This window comes from Pantoea agglomerans, from assembly GCF_021397715.1.
Taxonomy (GTDB): domain Bacteria; phylum Pseudomonadota; class Gammaproteobacteria; order Enterobacterales; family Enterobacteriaceae; genus Pantoea; species Pantoea astica.
In genome coordinates this window covers 125,884-141,163 of the sequence record NZ_CP090208.1, presented here as the reverse complement: position 1 = coordinate 141,163, position 15,280 = coordinate 125,884, and the positions used below count along the sequence as shown (strand labels likewise).

Here is a 15,280-nt window from a genome sequence, read left to right as displayed (position 1 = left end):
ACTCTGCTTCTGCTGGGGCATTTTAGTGCGCCGATACGCCTCTGCTTTACCGCCAAAGCGATCCTCTGTTGAGCGCAGCGGGCATCAATCACCGGCCCGGATTGCCGGCTTTCGCTGATGCCACGGGAATGCACGCTCCAGCTGACCAGCGAGACTGAACAACAGCCCTTCCTGATTGAAACCGGCCAAAAATTGCATCCCCATCGGCAGGTTATTCACCGGATTGAAACCCAATGGCACCGACATGGCTGGCGTGCCGCAGACATTAGCCAGCGCGGTAAAGGGCGACTGATCGAAGACGTGATGCATCCAGCCGCGTCCATCCAGCTGTTGCTGATGACGATGATATTCCCCCAGCAGAGCGGGAGAGGCTGGCAAAACCGGCGTCAGTAACAGATCGTATTGCTGATAAAACTGCGCCATTTTCTGCGTGACGCTGTTACGCATCTGCATTGCGGTGATCATATCGGTGGCGGTAAGTTCATGACCCAGTCGCCACAGCGCCAGATTTGTCGGCTCCAGCGTATCGTCATTTACCGGTCTGTTCATCGCTGAGGCCAGCGCATCGATCCATGCCGCGGTATTGGCTGCCCAGAATCGCGCGTTCATCTCAACGAATGCGTCCCAGCTGCCGATCTCCAGCGACACCTCTTCAACCTGATGGCCCAGCGAAATCAGCCGCCCGACAGTCTGTTGCAGCGCCTCAACCACCTGCGGCTCACTGCGTGCGCCATTAAGCGGATGTGCCATCACCCCGATTCTTAGCGGGTTGGGGGCCTGCCCGACACAGTCGCGCAGACTCGGCGCAGCAGAGGCGATAATAAAGGGATCGCCCGCCTGGTTGCCCTGTACCGCATCCAGCAGCGCTGCATTATCGCGCACCGTCCGGCTGATAAAACCCTGCACCGCCAGCCCGGACCAGACTTCATCCACGTCCGGTCCCATGCTGATGCGCCCGCGGCTGGGCTTTAAGCCGAACAGTCCATTCGCTGACGCCGGTACGCGAATCGATCCTCCGCCGTCCGTTGCGTGCGCGGCCGGCACCATACCGGCAGCAACGGCTGCCGCCGAACCGCCGCTTGAGCCGCCAGCACTGAAGGCGGGATTCCACGGATTCGCGGTTGCGCCGTGAAATTGCGATTCGGTCGTGGTGCTGGTAGCGAGTTCAGGCGTCGTGGTGCGGCCGAGTAACATCAGACCGGCGCGCCGCATTCGCTGTGCGAGATGGGAATCGTGAGGGGAGAGGTAGCCTGCCGCCAGCCGGCTACCCAGTTCGTTGCGTTGTCCTTTGACAGCAATGCCCAGATCTTTTACCAGCATCGGGACACCCTGAAACGGCCCTTGCGGCTGGCTCTCTTCCTGCTGCCAGACTTCAATGACGGCATTGATCCTGCCGTTAACCTTGTTGATCGCGTTCACTGCGACCTCTTTAACTTCTGCGGCAGTTATCTCGCCCTGGGCAATCAATCGGGCGAGATCAGTGGCATCACAGGCGATATATTCTGAAATTTTCATAGGATTCCGGTTAGTCAGGCAAGACCAGCAGCAGGCACGCGTGTATACTGGTTAGTATCAAATGATACCGATTGGTATCGTATTATACTAACCAGTATCGCTGCAAGGGGGATTTATGCCGAGAGAGACTCAGCCGCGACTGCCGCCGCGAGAACGCATTCTTCAGGCGGCTGAAACGCTTTTTTATCAGGACGGTATTAACCGTGTGACGGTAGATGCCATTGCAGAGAGAGCCGAATCCACCAAGATGACGCTGTATCGTCATTTTTCCTCCAAAGAATCCCTGGTGCTGGCGTGGATCGAATTATTGATAGAGGACTACAGTCAGGTTTTTGATCGGCTTGAAGCGCAGACTCCTGGCGATCCGGCAGCGCAGATTCTGGGATTTGGTCAGTTTATTGTCGGCAATCTCAGCGGATCGCTAAAGCGAGGCTGCCCGTTTACCAATACGCTGGCTGAAACCACCGGCCAGTATCCCGAGGTCAGAGAGGCTATTTTTGCGCATAAGCAGCGGCAATTTCACCGGCTGGTGGCGCTGTGTGCCCGTGCAGGTGCCAGCCAGCCGGAGGCGCAGGCAAAAGAGATCACCCTGATGCTGGAAGGTTTACAGGTGGTCGCCCAGAACAGTGGATTTGAAGGCGCGGCGGATTACGTACTCGAAAAGTTAGCTGCGATGCTCAGGCAGCTCTGACTGACGGTGCGCGTCATCATCACCCTGCAAACCCCGGCATGGCGTAGCGGCGGCTTACCGTGCTGACTTTTTGCATCCTGCGATCCTCAGGCCAGGCAGACATCGCCTCTGATTAACCGCAAAACATCTTCTCCAGACCAACAACGGCGGCGTTAAACCTGACTGCCTGAAAAAAAGTTTAGAATCGGGCTGTGACCGGGAAATCAGCCATCTTTTTTCCCGTCGCTCTGCTGAACCCTGCACCATGAACCTGGCCGCACGCTGATTTGTTCGCTTAACGGGCGAGAATCGATAAAAGAGTGACTACCGCTTGTTGAAAGCAATCAGTGCCAGAGATAATTAAAGTCACCAGGCTATCTCCCTGAGCCTTCATGCCCTGACTCTCGTTTCCCTGATTTACACTGGACGGATTGTGCCGGTCCGTTAATAACGATTTAAATCAAAGGAACCCGCAGCGGTGGATATTTTCGAAATAGCGTCTATAGCAATTAATCCTGATTAACAATTTACTAACGATCGGGTTGATGGAATAAAATCCCACCAGTTGAGAATGGATTTTTTATAAGCGAAGCCATAGAATGACTTTATCGATAAATGTGATTAAGATCACATATCGCACATTTTGCAAATTTATACAGCCAGTCGACTCCTTGTATAAATAAATTTTTCAAGTCATTGATTTTGATGATGGGTTTATTTTTTTGTAATATTGAAAACTATTAAAATATGCCGCTGGGCTTTGTTTTGGCATTAAATATTTATCTTGAAAATATCCGATTGAGAATTAATATTTAATTCCAGTGGGTGATTGGTTTATTAATTCTTTTTATTGGTAAATAGAGATGAGGTGAGGCTATGCAACAACGGCGGCGTGGTGGTTCGGGCAACTTTGCGGAAAATCCAGAGCGGGCGCGTGAAGCGGGACGTAAAGGCGGACAGATCAGTGGGGGAAACTTCAAAAATAATCCAGAGCGGGCTGTTGAAGCGGGACGGCTGGGTGGAAAAATAAGCCGCAGGCCACCTTCAGAAAAAGCGGCCGGGTGAGAGTAAAGGTCGGATGAGTAACCGCTGGTCGCTTAATTCATTTTTCTGCCTGATTAGGTGAGTAATAGCGCATGCAAAAAACGGGGTTGTGTTTTGCTTTTTTGCATGGCTGGAAAGCAGTGGCGATTATTTAATCGTGTTGAGGTAACTATGCGAGATAATAATAGTGAGCTGCTATCTCAATTTTTAGAGAAAATGAATCTCAGTGACGAAAACGTCGTACGGTCACTGATTATCGGCTCTATTGTCTGTGAATTAATGCGCTCGGATAAGGTCATTAACCGTAAAACTATTTGCTGTAAATTAGTCAAACGTCTTGAGCTTTGTGAAAGCATGGAAGAGAAAAGGATCTATTACCGTGCTATTCGTATGCTATTTGGCCGGCAGTAATTTAACCCATTGATCTCGTGAGTTACAGGTTATGCCGTTATCTAACGGAGAGCGATCCAGTAAAACTCACGTCTTCTGTGGTGGAAGGATATCGTGGTGTGATTTTTACGCAACGCTTCGCGTTCAGCCCGTCAAGACGGGCTTTTTTTTATTTATCACTGATGAGGGATTTCGTAATTGAGAGGGCGGCGTGGGTCATGATCTCCCTGCCGCGCTCGTCTGATGCTGCCATCCTTATCCCGTCACGCTTTGCCGCGGTATCGAACAGCGTCAACAAAGGCAACAAAAGCAGAAGAGGTATGACGGCGGTTGGGATAATAGAGGTGGAACCCTTCAAATGTCGGGCTCCAGTCAGCCAGCACCTCTACCAGATTTCCTTGTTCAATATGCGGCTTAGCCATTGATTCCGGTACATAAGCCAGGCCGATGCCGTCCAGTGCGCCATTCAGAACATGGACAATGCTGTTGGAGATCAGCGGTCCGTTTACCCGAATATTCAGTTTCCTTCCCGCTTTCTCAAACTCCCAGGCATAAATACTGCCGACCGGGGAGTGACGAATATTGATGCAACGGTGATGAGCCAGATCCTGCGGGATAACCGGTACGGGATGGGTGTTAAAGTAATCGGGCGTACCGACTACCGACAGACGCCAGTCCGGGCCCATGCGCACCGCGATCATATCCTTACTGATCGATTCGCCCAGCCTGATGCCCGCATCAAATCGCTCAGACACGATGTTGGTAAAACCGTAGTCAATACAGATTTCAACGTTGATATCCGGATACTTCTCCAGGAATGCCGGGAGCATTGGCCGTAATAAACCTTCGGCGGCATCATCTGAACAGGTAATACGAATATTCCCCACCGGGGTATCGCGTAATTCGCCGATGCGCTCAATTTCATCATTGATTTGTTCAAATAACGGCGCGACCGCGTTCAGCAATCTTTCACCGGCTTCGGTGGGGGCGACATTGCGGGTAGTCCGCGCCAGTAGCCGGACCCCGATCCGTTGTTCAAGATTACGGATGGTGTGACTTAACGCAGAAGGGCTGACGCCGAGCCCTGCGGCGGCTTTAGTAAAACTTTTTTCGCGCGCTACCGCGATAAACGCCTGAATATCGTTCATAAGATCCTGTCTTTATTTGTGACGACTATTCACAAGTCGTTGCAGATTATCGGATCTGAGTGCCAGCTGCCATCACCCTGCTATTTAAACGGGGCTGGATCGCTCCGTTAAACCGGCCGCACTGAGCGTGTTGATTCCGGTCAGTCGCAGCTGTTCGGCGGCGGTCAGAATGATTTGAGAAATCCTTTCATCAGGGCATTGCGCCTTATACGATTAATGATTCCGCTCATTTTTGCCAGCATAACAAACCCGCCGTTTTACCTTATTTAGCGCATTCCCTGTCGCCGTTACGGTATTTAACCAAAAGCGCTGAAGGCCAGCGGGTATCAGGCGGACGCGTGATCAAGGCAGATGGCACTCTTTTCAGCGATTAATGGGCTGCCGTTCTGCGTGCCGTAGCCCGGTCGGCTACCTATTGATGAATTTATCTCACAATTGCATCCCGTTTACCGCTATTAATCAAAACATTCCTTCCGGGATAAAATCGCTGACGTCTTTGCATAGCAGGAATGAACATGTCTTCAGTTAACCTTCACGCGGCTTCTGCCGCGCAACCTCACCGTGCTGCCTGGGGTGCCATTTTTTCGATGGCGCTGGGCGTGGTGGTACTCATCGCCTCAGAATTTATGCCGGTCAGCTTGCTGACGCCCATTGCCAGCGATCTCAGCATCAGTCAGGGACAGGCAGGCCAGGCGATCTCGATCAGCGGCTTTTTTGCCGTGCTCACCAGCCTGCTTAACACCCCGTTAACCGGTCAGCGCGACCGTAAAAAGGTGCTGGTAACCTTTACGCTGTTACTGGCGCTCTCTGGTCTGGTGGTGACCTTCGCCGTAAATGGCGTCATGTTTATGCTGGGGCGTGCGCTGCTGGGCGTTGCTATTGGAGGATTCTGGTCGATGTCCACCGCTACGGTGATGCGGCTGGTTCCACGCCACTCGGTGGCTAAAGGGCTGGCGCTGATCAATGGCGGTAACGCGCTGGCGGCCACGGTTGCGGCACCGCTCGGCAGTTTTCTCGGGCAGTATATTGGCTGGCGTGGTGTCTTTTTTATGGTGGTGCCGCTGGCGCTGGTCGCTTTTATCTGGCAATGGCGCAGCATTCCTTCTCTATCAGGTGCCACGACAAAGGTTACGGCATCCCCACTGCGGTTACTGCGACATCCGCATGTCGCATTGGGAATGACCGGCATTATGTTTCTGTTCATGGGGCAGTTCAGCATCTTTACCTATCTGCGCCCCTTTATGGAGTCGGTAACCGGTGCCAGCGTGGATGCGCTCTCATTGATATTGCTGCTGCTGGGTGCCGCCGGTCTGGTGGGAACCTGGTTTATCGGGCGCCTGCTGGCGCACCGCCTGTTTATCTGGCTGGTGGTGATCCCGCTGGCGATGGCGCTGATTGGCGGTCTGCTGATCGTGGAGGGGCACTCCCTGTGGGGAACGGGCCTGCTGTTAACGCTGTGGGGATTAATTGCCACGCCAGCGCCCGTCGCCTGGGGATTGTGGCTCAGCCGCGCGCTGCCGGAAGAGGCTGAAGCGGGCGGCGGATTAATGGTGGCAGTGATCCAGCTGGCGATCACGCTGGGTGCCAGCCTCGGTGGTCAGCTCTTCGACGCGGCTGGCTGGTGGAGCCCGTTTGCCTTTGGCGTGGTGATCCTGCTGTTCTCTGCGCTGTTTGCCGTGCTGGCCGCTCGCCGTGGCCTGGCTGTGCAGGGCCTGCAGCAGCCTGCGTAGCGCTGACGATCCGGTCCGGCAGTGGGTCCGCCGCCGGGCCGTGATCTCAGCGCGCTAACCCAAACCGTGCCGTTGCGTCACCTCATCGCAAGAGAACGTCTGAGCACGCGACAACCGTTCTGAATGGTTTAACCCCGGTCAGTAAGGAGCCGTATGAAGAAACTCACCGTCATGGCGTTTGCACTTGCGCTCTCCATCTCAGCCGTTTCCGCTCAGGAAAAGGAAGCATCGTTGACGCTGTCCCACAGCGGCGATAAACCCTCGGTTAAGGGACCCGCTAATACCTTCACCGGCGCAGTGCGAATTGATGCGCCTTTCCAGGCAACCGCACCTGCGCGGGTCAGTGGCGCTACCGTGACCTTTGAGCCAGCTGCCCGCACCGCATGGCATACCCATCCTCTGGGTCAGACACTGATTGTGACCGCTGGCGCGGGTCGGGTGCAGGCATGGGGAGAGCCGGTGCGCGAAATCCGGCCGGGCGATATCGTCTGGATTCCGGCTGGCGTCAAACACTGGCACGGAGCCACTCCGCATCAAGGCCTGTCTCATATCGCCATCGCGGAAGCGCTGGATGGCAGGGTAGTGAACTGGCTGGAGAAGGTCAGCGATGAGCAGTATGGCGCAGCAGGCAAATCGTAAGAGGCAACATGATGATTAAACAGATGAATACCGCACTGATACTCTGCATGGCTCTGGCCCCGTCGCTGGGTGCGGCGGAAGCCAGCCCGGAGGCTGAACGGAAAAAAATCGAGGTACAGATGCAGAAACAGACCGAGCCACTCTCCCTGCAACAGAAGAATATCGCGACCCTCGCCGCCTGGGCTGCCACAGGCGATCTGACCGGACTGAACGCGGCGCTGAATCGCGCTCTGGATGAGGGGCTGACCCTGAGTGACTGCCGTGAGGTGCTGGTGCAGCTTTATGCCTATGCCGGTTTTCCGCGCAGTCTTAATGCGCTGGGTGAACTGATGAAAGTCACAGAAGCCCGGCGACAACAGGGCAAACAGGATGCGCCAGGTCGTGAGCCAGGACCGATTCCGACGCCGGAGGCGATGCCTGCCGCCGGTAAACGCAACCAGACAGCGCTGGTTGGCAGCCCGGTAGCCGGACCCCTGTTTGACTTCGCGCCGGTGATGAACGATTACCTACAGTCACACCTGTTCGGGGATATTTTTGAGCGCGATAACCTGAGCTGGAAAAATCGCGAACTGGCAACGGTCGGCACGCTGGCCGCCCTGGAAGGGGTGGAACCACAGCTAAAAGCGCACCTCGGCATCAGCCTGAATGTCGGACTGAGCAGGGATCAACTGCGAGAGCTGGTGCCGGTTTTCAGGCAGCAGGGCGCGCGCGGCTGGGCCGATCGTCTTGAGGCGGCGCTCGATTCAGTGGAACAGAAATAACGGATAAGCGCCGGACCCGGCTCCGGCGCTTATGTCAGGGGAAACGCGCTGTGGTTTAGGGTGACAACGTCACGCTAATGTTCGCCGCTTTCATCCCCGCATGCTGCTCCAGCGTTTCGGGATGGGCTATCCGGCCAATCCGCGTGTAGCGATAAGAGGTCTGAAAAGATCGATAAAATAACACCAGGGTATGGGTGCCATACAGCATGACATCCCCGGCGTTGATCTCGCCCGTAACAACCGGGCCGACCGGTAACGAGAAGGTGAGATCGGTGAACTTTTCATTCCCGTTCAGCTCATGCATTTCCACGCTAAGCGGCAGCTGTTTCATCAACGCGCGTGATGCCGCATTATCGGCCGGAACAAGCGTGAAAGGTTGTTGATCAATACGCATTGTTATCATTTTCTCTTCCGGTGCCGCTGTCGCGGCTACCGCCTTAGGCTGGACGAATCCGGATGTCGCGAAACTCAGCAAACCGAGCGTCACTAATCTGAGGGGTAATCGCATCTCTGACTCCCTTTAGGAACCGAAATCCGCCGCTGAACCTGGCTTAACCGCTGTTCAGCGACAGAGGCCGCTGCCGCGAGACGGCAGGTGACGCTACGCATGAGCCGGTTACCAGGGCTGGTTTGCCGGGCCAATGGTGAACTCGTTAACGGTGGTGTCTTCCGGCTGATCGATGGCAAACGCGACCACGCTGGCAATTCTTTCCGGTGGGATGCCATAGGTGTCATACAGTCCCTGCATCTGATCGCGCGTCTCTTTTTCACTGATGGTCGACAGCAACTCAGTGTTGATCGCAGCAGGATAGAGCGTCGTGGTGCGGATGTGGGTTTTTTCCAGCGCAGATTCCATCCTAAGCACTTCCATAAAATCGCGCACGAACCATTTGGTGCCACCATAGACCGCCCCGCCGGGATAGGCTTTCAGGCCGGCCACGGAAGAGGTCGCGATGACCTGTCCCGATTTCTGCGCCGTAAAGTGTGGCAGCACCGCCGCCACGCCGTTCAGCACCCCTTTAACATTCACATCGATCATCTGATGCCAGTCGTCAGTTTTCATCGCCGAGAGCGGAGAGAGGGGCATCAACCCGGCGTTAAGGAAGATCACGTCGACTTGCCCAAAGGTCTCCAGCGCCAGTTTAACGATGCGATCGTTTTCTTCCTGGCGAGTGACGTCCAGCACCTGATAAACGGCCTGTCCACCTTGCTCAACGATTTCGTCAGTAATACGCTTCAGATTCTCTTCACGGCGGGCGCCCAGCACCACTCTGGCGCCTTGGCGGGCAAGCAATTTCGCTGTCGCCTCACCAATACCGGATGACGCACCGGTAATAATAATCACTTTCTCTTTAATCATTAGCCTTCTCCTTGTTGACCTTATTCTGAATGTAAGCGTGACTGCCATCGCTTATTAATAAAAAGCGTTCACCTTTGAATGAGCGCCTTTGATGCGTGGTTTCTTCGAAATAAAAAGCCGAATAATTCCGGGATCAGTAAAATGCATCAGAGTGAAACGCCGCAGCCATTATCGCTGCGGCGTATCGCCATCTTTATTTCAGGCTGGACTGGAAGAAACTGCCCAGTTTGGTAAAAGGAATCAGATCGGTGCGGTCGTAGAGGTCGACATGTCCGGCATTTTTAACCCAGTAAAGCTCTTTCGGCTGACCCGCTCGTTTATACGCCGCCTCGCTAAACTCTTTTGAATGCGCCTGATCGCCGGAGATAAACAGCATCGGACGCGGAGAGATGGTTTCTATATCGTTGAACGGATAGAAGTTCATGAATTTCACGTTGCTGGTAATGGTTGGCTTAGTGGTGCGCTGGTCGGAGGCGCCTGCCGGCGTAAACTCACCGCGTGGTGTGCGATAAAAATCATAAAATTCACGCTGAATCGGATGCGTATCGGCGGTCAGTTTCAGATCGGTGCCGCCTGCCACGGCGGGCTCGGCGCCGTTGAACTCGGCGTAGCGCTGCTGTGCCGCCTGGGCAATTATCTGTTTACGCTGAGCGACGGAAAGCGAATGATTCAGCGCGTCGCGGTTGGCGGCACCCATGTCATACATGCTGACCGTGGCGATCGCTTTCATGCGCGGATCGATTTTCGCTGCGCTGATAACGAAGCTGCCGCTGCCACAGATACCTAACGCACCGATGCGTTCACGATCGACAAAGGGTCGGGTACCGAGGAAGTCGACGGCTGCGCTGAATGCTTCGGCATAAATATCCGGCGCGACCGCATTACGCGGTTCACCTTCACTCTCGCCCCAGAATGACTGATCGATAGCCAGCGTGACAAAACCCTGTTCAGCCAGTTTCTGTGCATAGAGGCTGGAGCTTTGTTCTTTCACCGCCCCCATCGGATGACCAACCACGATCGCGGCATAGTGACGCTTCGGGTCAAAGTTTTTCGGGGTAAACAGGTTGCCGACAATTTTCATTCGATACTGATTATTGAATGAAACTTTTTGCTGAGCGACGTCACGGCTTTTATAAAAGTTATCCGCGCCGTGCGACATATCCTGGGCGAGCGATGAAAATGAAACTGTACTGATGGCGAGCGCTAAAGCTAAACTGATTTTTTTCATGGTGTAATCCTGATCGGGCCAACCCGGAACTCAGGTTGATCGCAAAGTTAAATAACGTGACGCGCCAGCATTAAAAAATGACGCCGGAACGGATGCGCAGACAAAATTGCCTGTTGCTTGCCATTAAAATAAATAGGGGTGATGTGCAGTGCAGAAATCACCTCACACCGGGTAACGCATCCGTTGCCTGTTAACCTGACACAGGCAACGCCGATCGCCCTTTATTCTGTGCAATCAGTATGCGGCGGGTGTGGCGTGAAGGGGTAACCCATTTGTCTCTATTTTTTGCCTGATCCTATGAAGCATGTTTACTTTTGCGGCAAGGATGGTGTCTTATAACGCGGAAGAAAAATGCAGTGGAGCATCATAATGTCAATCACCTCGCTCACCGATCCGCAGGCACGCAGGCAGGATTATCTGGCCCGATTACGGCATATCATTGGTGCATCAACCGCCTGTACCGGGGATTACCCGACCGCGATTGAAGGCGTCGGCCTTTTTCGTCGTGATGAGCCGGCACCGCCGGTGATCTGTATGGTCCCGCCCAGCCTGGTGCTGGTTGCCAGCGGCGCGAAAAGGATGTGGGTCGGCGGGAGTGCGTATCCCTATGACACCGCTTCCTTTCTGGTGACCTCGCTGAATATCCCGGCTAATTCTGAAGTGACTGAGGCCAGCCGCAGCCAGCCCTGCCTCGGCATGACGCTCCGTCTCGACCAGCGGCTGTTAGCGGAACTGATATCCCAGGGGAATTTACCGCCGCCACCGGTACAGCGGGCCAGAACGGGCGTTGGGCTGGGCAGCGCGACGGCGGCCATTCTGGCCCCATTTTGTCGGCTGGCAGAGTTACTGACCGAGCCAGAGGCCATTCCGGTGCTGGCACCGCTGATTCAGCGTGAGATCCATTATCGTTTGTTGCTCAGCGATCAGGCCGCAATTTTGCGGCAGATTGCCGCGGTGGATGGGCATGGATATCGGATTTCAAAAGCTATCGACTGGCTGAAACAGAACTATCCATCACCGTTGCGCGTTGAAGAGCTGGCAAGCCGGGTGCAGATGAGCGTACCGACCTTTCATCAGCATTTTCGTCAGCTCTCCGGCATGAGCCCGCTGCAATATCAGAAATGGCTTCGCTTAAATGAAGCCAGGCGACTGATGTTAAATGAGTATCTGGATGTCGCCAGCGCTGCATTTCGCGTCGGCTATGAGAGTCCTTCTCAGTTCAGTCGCGAATACAGTCGCTTGTTTGGCAATCCGCCCAGACGGGATATCGCCAGCCATCGGGTGCAGGCAGGGTAATCCGCTTCTCTGCTTTACTCTTTGCTCAGGGTGAGTGAGGCGTGACCGACATTCTTCAGGGATACCGCGGTGATAAGGTTATCGGCGACGGTCAGCGTCAGAACACGATTATCGTGATACCAGCGTCCTCCATTCGCTTTCCAGCCGTCAGCAATCAGCTGACCGGAGGCGACATCAATCGATTTGCCGATCAGCTGCTCTATCTTCAGGCGGGAGGCAGGAGCATTGACGCTGTTTGCCTGATTCTGCGCTTTGGTTTTTTTGATGTCGCAGGTACCGGCGGCGTCGCTCATCTGGGTACATCCGCTACGCTCCAGCTGAGCGCGATAAGCGCGGCTGATGGCGTGAGCAGGCGTTACGCTACAGGTCAGCGCGCTGATCACCATCATCCACGCCAGCAGATGAAAACGCGCAGTGGAAGGAGCAGAATCGTTGATACGCATGGGTTTTCCTTGAAGTATGGCCCGTCTGGCCAGCTGAAAAGAGTCTGTTTACCGCTCACGCTGTTAATCATAGTGGCGATCAGCGCGCCGGGCGAAAAGCATAAGCACCGAACGGTGGTTTCCGGAAGCCTGAGCGGCAGAGGAAATCGGGTCACCTCTCCGCCGGGCTAATCCGGGACAATCGCGCGGAATTTACCCCTGAAGAGGGCGTCGTGACCTGATCGGGGTCAAACCGGAGGGCATTGTCCGGGCGGGAAAAGATCTCGCTTTTCAGCGGCTGGTTTGCTGTGGCGCGCCGCGCGCAGAAAGGCAGTTTGCCTGTAAGCCGCCAGACCGGCTCTGTGAGGATCTGTTCAATAAATTAAAAGGCGTAGCGATGACAGCATTTACCGATCAACTCAGCCGTTTACTCGACGACCTGACCCGTGAGGCGTTCCCGGCGATCTCAATCGCCATAGGAAAAGGAGACCGCCTGATCTGGCAATACGCCGCAGGCTATGCAGACATCAGAAACCGGGTAGAAAATTCACCCGATACCGCCTTTGGCATTGGCAGCATTACCAAAGTGTTTATTGCGGTGATCATCCTTCAGCTCACCGAACAGCGACAGATTCAGCTCGACGATCGACTTTCTGACTGGCTGGAAGAGACGTCGCTGTCGGGTATCGCCAATGCAAAGGCCGCGACGATCAGACAACTGTTGTCGCATTATGCCGGAATAGCGAGCTGGGAAGATCAGCCCGCGTGGATTCAGGCTGCGCGTGGTAAGCATCTCATTGCGAACCGCTTCTGGCAGCCTGAGGCGTCACTGGACTATATTCGCGACCAGCCGCCGTTATCTCTGCCCGATGAAAACTTTCATTACTCAAACAGCCATTTCACCCTGTTGGGGTTGTTGATCGAACGCGTGACCGGCCACAGGTTGCAGGATGAACTGGATCAGCGGATCTTCCGGCCGCTGGCGCTTAATGCAACCCGGCTCGACGGCTTTTCGCCCACTCAACCGCAGAAGATGGCCGCGCGCTACCACCGATGCAACGCAGATTTCATCCGCAACGCTGGCATCGCCGCGAGTTTTCAACCAGAGCACAACGCTATCCTCAACGTTTCTTCAGCCAGTCTCTCGGTTGAATGGGCAGCCGGCGGGATAGTCTCTACTGCCGGGGAGTTGATGGCGTTTATCCTGGCGCTGAAAAATGGCGCGTTACTCAATCGGCAAAGTCTGCGCGACATGCAACGCTGGCGCGCCGCCGGTGAAGCGCAGATGGGATTAAGCCTGTTCAGAACCGACTCCGCTTACGGGCCCGCTATCGGTCACGGTGGCAATGTGCTGGGCTACAGCGCCTGCGCCTGGTGGTTTGAGCAAACCGACTGTGCGGTGGCGATAGTGACGAATGTGGGTTCCATGCACGCCGGTGCAGACGCTCACTGCGCCAGTCGGTTATTCAGAGATTCTGACATTGTGAAGCTGGCGCATGCCATTTCAGGCCGCTAAGCCGCTGCCTGCTGCACAGCCGTAGCCTGATAAGGTAAACTGCCGGCAACCAGTTAATGCAATATATTTGCATTAATCTATCCGATCCCAGGAGGAGCCGATGGCAAAGGAGATGATCCGTCAGGGGGGCCGCAGCGCCCGAATCCAGGCTGAAGTCCATAAAACGGTCAATCAGCTACTTAAAACCACCGATCGCGCGGTGATCACCGTGCCGATGATTGCTGAGCAGGCTGGGGTTACCCCTTCTACAATTTATCGCCGCTGGGGTGACCTGTCGCAGCTACTGGCAGACGTTGCGGTTGACCGGATGCGGCCGATTGCTGAACCGGAAGATACCGGTGAGATGGTCAGCGATTTGACGGCTTTCATACTGCAGTATGTCGAGGAGATGTCATCGAAAGTAGGGCGTCAGATGCTGGCCGACGTGATCGGCAGCTACAGCGACGACGCCAGCCAGAAATGCTGTGGCTATACCGTGCAGCATCTTGAGACGCTGAACAGCCGGGCGCTGGCGCGCGGTGAGCCGGGCTTTGACGTCGCGCAGGTGATTGATGGCGTGGTAGCACCGGTGATGTATCACATCCTGTTTAACGATCGGGAGATCACCGCCGCCTACTGTCAGTCACTGATCCAGCGGCTGTTTGCCTGACCCGGCCGCTTATCTCTGGGTAAAAGGAGAGGCGGCCTCAATGATCAACTGTTGCAGCAAGGCGTGCGCCGGGTCATCTGTATCGTCCGGGGTGATCAGCGCAATGCCGACCTCTCCAGCAGCTGGCAGATGACGTGATGCTGTCACCAGCGTCTCCGGCATTCCGGCACGGGTGCGCAGCGTGATGCCCAGTCCAGCCTGCAGCGCTGCCCAGATGCCGCTCAGGCTGTGACTGGTAAAGACAACACGCCAGGGTATTCCCGCAGCATCCAGCGACGCGGTGGCGCGCGATCGCATCAGGCAGGGCGCATCAAAGGCGACCAGCGGCAGCGGATCGCCGCGGTGTAACAGCGCGGCCAGATCAAAATCAGCATGATGTATCCAGGCTAGTGGACAGTCACCGATCAGCCTGCTATTGGCGTGCGGTGCGGCCTGCCACACCAGCGCCATATCAAGTTGATGACAGGCCATTGCGCTGAGCAGCCTCTGGTTTCTGTCAACCTGCGCGGTAATGGTGACGCCGGGATGCTGACGACTAAACGCGCCCAGTACCTCAGGCATCAATGACTCACCAAAATCTTCCTGCATCCCGATACGGATTTCACCCTTCAGCCCGTCACCTCTGACTGCGCGCAACGTCTCATCGTTCAGCGTCAGCAGACGTTTGGCGTAACTCATCAGCAGCTCACCGCTATCGGTGAGTTGCTGATGCCGACCTTGCTTTCTGACCAGTGCAGTACCGCATTGCTGCTCCAGCTTTTTGAGCTGCGCACTGACCGCTGAGGTTGAACGGCATAAATGCCGGGCTGCCAGGGCAAAGCTACCCGCTTCAATGCCGGTAACAAAGCTACGCAGCGCGTCCATATCCAGTGACTCGGGAACCCGGTTCATAATCATCCTGTATAAGTGGAT

The 15,280-nt window shown here is 55.2% G+C and carries 16 protein-coding genes; 9 read left to right on the top strand and 7 right to left on the bottom strand.

Annotated elements, in window-relative coordinates; translation table 11 throughout:
* Window positions 1-84: 84 nt before the first annotated feature.
* Complete coding sequence (locus tag LZU96_RS20375) at window positions 85-1,515, bottom strand: amidase (protein ID WP_233988376.1); 1,431 nt, start codon at window positions 1,513-1,515, stop codon at window positions 85-87.
* 115 nt (window positions 1,516-1,630) lie between these two features.
* Here LZU96_RS20375 and LZU96_RS20370 point away from each other — a divergent pair, with 115 nt between their 5' ends.
* The 3 genes from LZU96_RS20370 to LZU96_RS23650 all read left to right on the top strand — a co-directional run bounded on the left by LZU96_RS20370 (window position 1,631) and on the right by LZU96_RS23650 (window position 3,640).
* Window positions 1,631-2,206 carry a TetR/AcrR family transcriptional regulator gene (locus LZU96_RS20370; protein ID WP_233988375.1) on the top strand — a complete coding sequence of 192 codons (576 nt, stop codon included), beginning with the start codon at window positions 1,631-1,633 and terminating at the stop codon, window positions 2,204-2,206.
* A gap of 855 nt (window positions 2,207-3,061) precedes the next feature.
* Window positions 3,062-3,250: a general stress protein gene (locus LZU96_RS20365; RefSeq protein WP_233988374.1), complete on the top strand. Its 189-nt coding sequence runs from the start codon at window positions 3,062-3,064 to the stop codon at window positions 3,248-3,250.
* A 105-nt stretch (window positions 3,251-3,355) separates the two neighbouring features.
* On the top strand, window positions 3,356-3,640 hold the full coding sequence (locus LZU96_RS23650) for a biofilm development regulator YmgB/AriR family protein (protein WP_419149896.1): 285 nt from the start codon (window positions 3,356-3,358) through the stop codon (window positions 3,638-3,640).
* A 242-nt stretch (window positions 3,641-3,882) separates the two neighbouring features.
* On the opposite strand, the gene LZU96_RS20360 is transcribed toward LZU96_RS23650, so the two are convergent.
* Window positions 3,883-4,767: a LysR family transcriptional regulator gene (locus tag LZU96_RS20360; RefSeq protein ID WP_233988373.1), complete on the bottom strand. Its 885-nt coding sequence runs from the start codon at window positions 4,765-4,767 to the stop codon at window positions 3,883-3,885.
* A gap of 515 nt (window positions 4,768-5,282) precedes the next feature.
* Between LZU96_RS20360 and LZU96_RS20355 the strand changes: the two genes are divergently transcribed.
* The 3 genes from LZU96_RS20355 to LZU96_RS20345 all read left to right on the top strand — a co-directional run bounded on the left by LZU96_RS20355 (window position 5,283) and on the right by LZU96_RS20345 (window position 7,897).
* A complete protein-coding gene (locus tag LZU96_RS20355; RefSeq protein ID WP_233988372.1) occupies window positions 5,283-6,497 on the top strand; it encodes an MFS transporter in 1,215 nt (404 codons plus the stop codon).
* A 153-nt stretch (window positions 6,498-6,650) separates the two neighbouring features.
* The gene (locus LZU96_RS20350; RefSeq protein WP_233988371.1) at window positions 6,651-7,136 is read left to right on the top strand and encodes a cupin domain-containing protein; all 486 of its coding nucleotides are present in this window, start codon (window positions 6,651-6,653) and stop codon (window positions 7,134-7,136) included.
* Between the two features lie 8 nt (window positions 7,137-7,144).
* Window positions 7,145-7,897 (top strand): carboxymuconolactone decarboxylase family protein, encoded by a 753-nt coding sequence (locus tag LZU96_RS20345; protein ID WP_262287713.1) that lies wholly within the window; start codon window positions 7,145-7,147, stop codon window positions 7,895-7,897.
* Window positions 7,898-7,952: 55 nt separating this feature from the next.
* On the opposite strand, the gene LZU96_RS20340 is transcribed toward LZU96_RS20345, so the two are convergent.
* From LZU96_RS20340 to LZU96_RS20330, 3 genes are all read right to left on the bottom strand, one after another.
* On the bottom strand, window positions 7,953-8,405 hold the full coding sequence (locus tag LZU96_RS20340; protein ID WP_233988370.1) for a cyclophilin-like fold protein: 453 nt from the start codon (window positions 8,403-8,405) through the stop codon (window positions 7,953-7,955).
* Between the two features lie 108 nt (window positions 8,406-8,513).
* Window positions 8,514-9,257, bottom strand: coding sequence for an SDR family oxidoreductase (locus LZU96_RS20335; RefSeq protein ID WP_233988369.1), 744 nt, complete (start codon window positions 9,255-9,257; stop codon window positions 8,514-8,516).
* 193 nt (window positions 9,258-9,450) lie between these two features.
* Window positions 9,451-10,485 carry an alpha/beta hydrolase gene (locus LZU96_RS20330; RefSeq protein ID WP_233988368.1) on the bottom strand — a complete coding sequence of 345 codons (1,035 nt, stop codon included), beginning with the start codon at window positions 10,483-10,485 and terminating at the stop codon, window positions 9,451-9,453.
* Between the two features lie 369 nt (window positions 10,486-10,854).
* Between LZU96_RS20330 and LZU96_RS20325 the strand changes: the two genes are divergently transcribed.
* Complete coding sequence (locus LZU96_RS20325) at window positions 10,855-11,781, top strand: AraC family transcriptional regulator (RefSeq protein WP_233988367.1); 927 nt, start codon at window positions 10,855-10,857, stop codon at window positions 11,779-11,781.
* A gap of 14 nt (window positions 11,782-11,795) precedes the next feature.
* Here LZU96_RS20325 and LZU96_RS20320 read toward each other — a convergent pair whose 3' ends face one another.
* Window positions 11,796-12,170, bottom strand: coding sequence for a hypothetical protein (locus LZU96_RS20320; protein ID WP_233988790.1), 375 nt, complete (start codon window positions 12,168-12,170; stop codon window positions 11,796-11,798).
* A gap of 430 nt (window positions 12,171-12,600) precedes the next feature.
* On the opposite strand from LZU96_RS20320, the gene LZU96_RS20315 reads away from it, so the two are divergent.
* Entirely contained in the window at window positions 12,601-13,719 is a 1,119-nt protein-coding gene (locus LZU96_RS20315; protein WP_233988366.1) for a serine hydrolase domain-containing protein, read from the top strand.
* A 100-nt stretch (window positions 13,720-13,819) separates the two neighbouring features.
* Window positions 13,820-14,368: a TetR/AcrR family transcriptional regulator gene (locus LZU96_RS20310; protein WP_233988365.1), complete on the top strand. Its 549-nt coding sequence runs from the start codon at window positions 13,820-13,822 to the stop codon at window positions 14,366-14,368.
* Between the two features lie 9 nt (window positions 14,369-14,377).
* On the opposite strand, the gene LZU96_RS20305 is transcribed toward LZU96_RS20310, so the two are convergent.
* On the bottom strand, window positions 14,378-15,259 hold the full coding sequence (locus LZU96_RS20305) for a LysR substrate-binding domain-containing protein (protein ID WP_233988364.1): 882 nt from the start codon (window positions 15,257-15,259) through the stop codon (window positions 14,378-14,380).
* Window positions 15,260-15,280: the final 21 nt, after the last annotated feature.